This is a genomic window from Kitasatospora sp. NPDC028055, from assembly GCF_040637885.1.
In the GTDB taxonomy this organism is placed as follows: Bacteria; Actinomycetota; Actinomycetes; order Streptomycetales; family Streptomycetaceae; genus Kitasatospora.
Genome location: NZ_JBEZXE010000103.1, coordinates 1 through 4,549, shown reverse-complemented (window position 1 = coordinate 4,549; position 4,549 = coordinate 1). Strand labels below are relative to the sequence as shown.

Here is a 4,549-nt window from a genome sequence, read left to right as displayed (position 1 = left end):
CAGCACGACCCACCCCCACAGTCAGCCAACCCACCCAAATCAACAGGCACTTACTGTCCCACAACCACCCCAACCGACTTCGCCAGCAGAGTCGCTGGACCGACTTCCTGTGCGCCCGCGTCGTGGAGTGGGGGCGGCTCAGCTCTCGACGGCCGAGACGTGCACCCCGTACGAGGTGGCGGCGGTGTGCTCGGCGAAACGTTCCTCCTGCATGGCCGTCACCTTGCTGACCACCAGGACGGCGAGGACGGCGGCGACCAGTTCGAGCACGTCGGAGGCGATCAGCCAGGCCGCACCCTGCTGGTAGGCGTCCGGGTAGCGCGCCGCGTCGATGTCCTGGTTGCCCAGCGCGTCCACCATGTTGGCCAGGCAGAAACTGACCCACCAGAGGTTGATCAGCGTCGTCGGGAGCGGCGTCCGCACCCCGGAGGCATCCGGCCGGACGCCGGCCTGCCAGATGTCGCAGGCGATCCGCCAGGGGAACCAGAGGAAGATCACGGGCGTGAACCAGCCACCGATCGCCCAGCCCCGGCTGTGCCGGTGCCCGCGCGGGCTCAGCCACTCGGCGTTCACCCGCACCCGGTGGAACCAGCTGAGGAAGGTGACCATCGCACCCACCAGGGTCAGGCTGTACAGCAGGTACGCGATCAGGTCGAGCCAGTGCGAGAGGCCGAACGCGCTGTCGTCGCCGAACTCGACGGCGCCCGGCAGGTCACCCGCCGCCCGGTACCGGAGGACGTCGACGACGAGTTGGAGCAGCGTGACCGCACCGCAGACGACGAGCAGGACGATGGCGGCGGTGGCGAGCGATCTCGGCGACCGGTACGCGGCGGGCGAGGACATGGGTGAACGACTCCTGGAGTGGACCGGGGTGACGGGGCGCCGCCTCGGCGGCCCCGGCCGCCACGTGCACGAGTACGTGCACGAGCTGCGTGCGCGGCCAGTATGGCGGCAGGCTCGGACAGCGGGGCGGATACACAGGAAGTCGGCCGGGCCGACTTCCTGTGCAGGCGAACTCGGCGGGTGGACAGACCGGGACAGGCCCTTCCGGACCGTCCCGTTCCGCCCCTGACCGTTCCGATCGGCTCAGCCCGACAGGTGGGCGATCGCGGCGAACATCGTCACGGAGAAGTGGAAGGCGCCCCGCTCGGCCGCCGCCGTGAGTTCGGCGTACAGGTCGTCGCGCTGCGCCTCGGTGAGCAGCCCCCGGGCGACGGCCGCCGTGGCGAGGCCGCGCAGCAGCGGCCAGGGAACGGTGTCAGGGTCGTGCAGCAGGACGTCGGCGCCGACGTGGTCGACGGTCAGGCCCGCCGCGGCCAGCCAGCCCGTCAGGTGGCGTCCGGCGTCCGGGGTACTGGCGGCGGCCCGGGCGACGGCGGCCAGCCCGGGGTGGGCCTCCGGGCCGGCCGGGTGGAGGAGGAGCGTGGCCCAGTCGGTGTCCAGCAGGGCGACCCGTCCGCCCGGCCGCAGCACTCTGGCCATCTCCGCCACGGCCTGCGCCGGATCGTCCAGGTGCTGGAGGACGCGCTCGCACCGGACCGCGTCCAACTCGCCGTCGGGCAGCGGCAGGGCGAGCGCGTCGCCGTCGAGGAAACGGGCGGCGCTGCCCGCCTCGGCGGCGCGGCGCTCGGCGACGGCGCGCAGGCCCGGGTTGGGTTCGAGCCCGGTCGCGGTGCCGTCCGGGCCGACCGCCGCCGCGAGGACGAGGGTCTCCGAACCGGTGCCGGAGCCGATGTCCAGCACCCGCTCGCCGGGGCGCACCGCCAGGCGCGCGTGCGCCCACTCGCGCAGCCGCCGCACCCCGGGGTTGGCGGCCTGGACGTCCAGCGCGGTGACCAGCCGGTCGGTGGTCGCCGGGTCGGCATTGGGGATGTGGAAGGCCGAGAAGGGCTGCGGGTCCGCCATGGCTGCCAGTGTAGGAGCGCAGGCCGGTCGCTAGGGTGACCGACCGTGCTGAACACGGACTGGGACCAGGTGGGAAAGCGGCTGCGCGCGCTGTACGAGAAGCGGGCCGGGTACCGCGGCGGGGCGGCTGGTGAAGCTCCGGCGCCACCGCTCACCGAGGCCCAGGTCGGCGGGGCGGAGCGCCAGTTCGGCATCACCTTCCCGACCGACTACCGCGACTTCCTGCTCCGGGTCAGCGCGGGCGGCTGCTTCCCCAGGGAACTGCGGCACGGCCCGGACGGCTGGCACTGGGCGGGTGACGAGCACACCGACCGCTCCCGGCTGGGCACGCCGTTCCCCGATCACGACCGCGCACTGGCGACGGCCGACGCGGTATGGGACAACCCCCCGCGCGAGGAGGACCACCGGCGCCCGGAGGAGTGGCTCGCCGCCCGCACCGCCTGGGAGGAGGCCGCCGAGGCGGCGGAGGCGGACCGGGTCACCGGCGCCGTGTTCCTCAAGGGCCACGGCCACGGCTTCTCCGCCCTGCTCGTCGTCACCGGCCCGCACCGCGGCACCATGTGGTTCGACGGCCGCCCGACCTGCGACCGCCTCAACCCGCTCCTGACCGACGACGGCCGCCCGGCCACCTTCGCCGAGTGGTACCTCGACTGGCTGGCCCGCTCGGAACCCCTGATCACCCCGGAACAGCGAGAGGCCGACAGGAGGCACCACCACCACGGCAAGGACACGCCCATCTGGCTGCGCTGGTTCGACACCTGGGGCGAGGAGAACTGCGGTTACTGAGGATTCACGACGGGCCAACCCCTGGCGTGTGTAAGCTGGTTGCGTTGATGTGGCAACAGGTCCACACACTCGGTCACCGGCGGCCGGGGTGGGCGAAGGGCTCCGGAGAGTCACCCGCAGGCGTCACCCCTCTTCATCCGTACGCACAGACAGACGCACCTGTCTCTCCAGCCGCCGCCGGACGGCTCCGTGGGGGGATTGGAGTCGCATGTCCGCGTCGGACAATGTCACCCGTCTGGCCAGGCGCATCCAGCGGCTGAGCGGTCTGCCACTCTGGCGGTCTCGTGAACTCGCTGGGCAGGTCAGGGTCTTCATCAAACACTCGGTATCCGACACCACCGATCCTGGCCAACTGCGCTTCGAGGCCATGGTGGTGAGCGCTCTCGCCAACGTGTTCCGCGATCGTCAGCGCGACGGTGCCGTGCTGGGGGTCCTCTTCACGACGCACGACGGAGACGGGCTCACGCTGCACCTCCACCCGGCGATGGCCGACGAGGCGGTGGGCCAACTGCTGGTCGGCCCGATGGCAACGCACCGCATGGTCGGGGGAGTCGCCGGCGTGCGATGGTCCGTCCGAAGCGGGCGGCTCGTGATCGAGAGCGCGATCCTCCCTGCCCGCATCACTCTGCTGCGAGCCGACGGCGCGCCGCTCGGGGCGCCCCGCGAGCTCCCGGGCGAGTTCGTGATACCGGTCCACCAGGCCGAAGTCACCCGCGCCGACAAATGGGACCAGGCCGACGCCCCGGACGTCCGCGATCTGCTGTGGAGCAGGCTCCTGCGGCGTCCGGCCCTGCTGAACCGGGCCGCCGCCGCTCACGGAGTGGCCAACTGTCACACCCACGGCAGGTCCGACCTGGTGATCGAATGGTGCTGCGGCGACAGCGTGGAGGCGGTCTTCGCCGCCATGCTGGCCCACGGCCTGGCCGACGGGCTCGATCCGGTGGACGCCGCCGAGCTCCACAGCGCCTCGGCGACCGCAATGATCGGCGGTCGAACGGTCGTCCTGAGGCGACATGGCCTCTGCGATCACGGGGGCCCTCCCGACGCCCCCGCCTCGGACTGGGCGGAGGCCGTCCGATGACCCCCACCGTTGCCCTGGCCGGCGCGCTGCTGTGCGGTGTGGTGAGCGGAGCGATCCGGGCGTGGCGTGACGTCCTCGTGCTCCGTCGCCTGGAACGCCTGATGACCGGCTGCACCGCCCGCCAGCGTGCCGAGGTGGCTCAGACCGTCGCCGCGTCCTTCCGCCGCCGCGGCGGATCCCAACTGCCCACCGCTGTAAGGGATGTCAACGAGTCCGACCAGTAGCCGCCCGGCGGGTCCGACCGGGCGGCGCGGGGTTCAGCGAGTCAGGCCACCGGTTGGCGGTCGCGGGTGGGAGGCGCGGCGGGAGGCGCGGCGGGAGTGACTTCGTCCGGGCGGTGGGGCATCCGCAGGACAGCGACCGCACCGAGGCCGACGACGGCGATGGCGAGGATCAGGAGGGTGAGGAGGGCGAGGCCGATCAGGAGTCGCACGGGGTGTCGTCCTCGGTGGTGTCGTGGGAGCGGAGGAGGGCGAGGAGGTTGAGCACCGTGCTGGTCGGCGCGTTGCCGAAGCGGACGAGGACTCGGCCGTCCACGACGCTGTCAGTGGTGGCGGAGGGCCAGAGGAGGCCGAACTTCCGCCCGCTCTCGGCGAGTTCGGCGAGCAGACGGGTGATGTCGGGCTCGGTGTAGGTACGGATGCACGGATCGGCCGGCTCGATCGGGGCGCTCACGCGGCGGCGTCCAGCGTGAGGTGGGCCGCCGGGCGAGGTGCCAGCCCGTGGGCTGGCCCTTTTCCCAGCGGCCTCCTCCCGAACCCGTCGTGCGACGTTAAC

General features: G+C 72.5%; 7 protein-coding genes. 3 read left to right on the top strand and 4 right to left on the bottom strand.

Features of this window, described 5'->3' with window-relative positions; genetic code table 11:
- Window positions 1-138: 138 nt before the first annotated feature.
- Together AB0F71_RS39730 and AB0F71_RS39725 are read right to left on the bottom strand one after the other, a co-directional pair.
- Entirely contained in the window at window positions 139-843 is a 705-nt protein-coding gene (locus tag AB0F71_RS39730) for a DUF4328 domain-containing protein (protein WP_360246158.1), read from the bottom strand.
- A 243-nt stretch (window positions 844-1,086) separates the two neighbouring features.
- Window positions 1,087-1,905: a methyltransferase domain-containing protein gene (locus AB0F71_RS39725; protein WP_360246155.1), complete on the bottom strand. Its 819-nt coding sequence runs from the start codon at window positions 1,903-1,905 to the stop codon at window positions 1,087-1,089.
- Window positions 1,906-1,950: 45 nt separating this feature from the next.
- On the opposite strand from AB0F71_RS39725, the gene AB0F71_RS39720 reads away from it, so the two are divergent.
- The 3 genes from AB0F71_RS39720 (at window position 1,951) to AB0F71_RS39710 (ending at window position 3,996) form a co-directional block, all read left to right on the top strand.
- On the top strand, window positions 1,951-2,691 hold the full coding sequence (locus AB0F71_RS39720; RefSeq protein ID WP_360246152.1) for an SMI1/KNR4 family protein: 741 nt from the start codon (window positions 1,951-1,953) through the stop codon (window positions 2,689-2,691).
- 208 nt (window positions 2,692-2,899) lie between these two features.
- The gene (locus tag AB0F71_RS39715) at window positions 2,900-3,772 is read left to right on the top strand and encodes a hypothetical protein (RefSeq protein WP_360246149.1); all 873 of its coding nucleotides are present in this window, start codon (window positions 2,900-2,902) and stop codon (window positions 3,770-3,772) included.
- A complete protein-coding gene (locus tag AB0F71_RS39710; RefSeq protein ID WP_360246146.1) occupies window positions 3,769-3,996 on the top strand; it encodes a hypothetical protein in 228 nt (75 codons plus the stop codon). The genes AB0F71_RS39715 and AB0F71_RS39710 overlap by 4 nt, the downstream gene beginning before the upstream one ends.
- A gap of 41 nt (window positions 3,997-4,037) precedes the next feature.
- Here AB0F71_RS39710 and AB0F71_RS39705 read toward each other — a convergent pair whose 3' ends face one another.
- A complete protein-coding gene (locus tag AB0F71_RS39705) occupies window positions 4,038-4,205 on the bottom strand; it encodes a hypothetical protein (protein WP_360246143.1) in 168 nt (55 codons plus the stop codon).
- Window positions 4,193-4,447, bottom strand: a complete 255-nt coding sequence (locus tag AB0F71_RS39700; protein ID WP_360246140.1) for a hypothetical protein — start codon at window positions 4,445-4,447, stop codon at window positions 4,193-4,195. Before AB0F71_RS39700 ends, AB0F71_RS39705 begins: the two co-directional genes overlap by 13 nt.
- Window positions 4,448-4,549: the final 102 nt, after the last annotated feature.